The sequence below is a fragment of the Streptomyces sp. NRRL WC-3618 genome, from assembly GCF_001280005.1.
In the GTDB taxonomy this organism is placed as follows: Bacteria; Actinomycetota; Actinomycetes; order Streptomycetales; family Streptomycetaceae; genus Streptomyces.
This window is the reverse complement of the sequence record NZ_LGDW01000397.1, coordinates 1-251: the sequence shown is the minus strand read 5'-3', so window position 1 is coordinate 251 and position 251 is coordinate 1. Positions and strand designations below refer to the sequence as shown.

General features: G+C 68.1%; 1 pseudogene. It reads right to left on the bottom strand.

The features are described from left to right. Positions 1-158 (bottom strand): annotated as a pseudogene (locus ADL01_RS47895) (IS701 family transposase); the annotation flags it as partial. Positions 159-251 lie beyond the last annotated feature (93 nt).

Sequence of the window (251 nt, the reverse complement as noted above, 5' to 3'; positions counted from 1 at the left end):
CCCGGTGTCTGCAGCAGTGCCTTGATGTACAGCTCCGCCCATGTGCGCTGGTCCGCTCGGGCCAGACTGTCGAAGACGGTCTCGACGAACGGTTGGAGCTGGGAGGCCTGGCTGCCTTCGGCGAAGGCTGTGGGTGCCGGCTCGTGCAGCAGTGCCATCGGGACTTCCCTCCCACACGACGTACCGCTGTCCCCGATTCAGGTGCGAACGGCCTCGCCGCCGGCGACGGGGGATTCACCCGACGGCGAGAC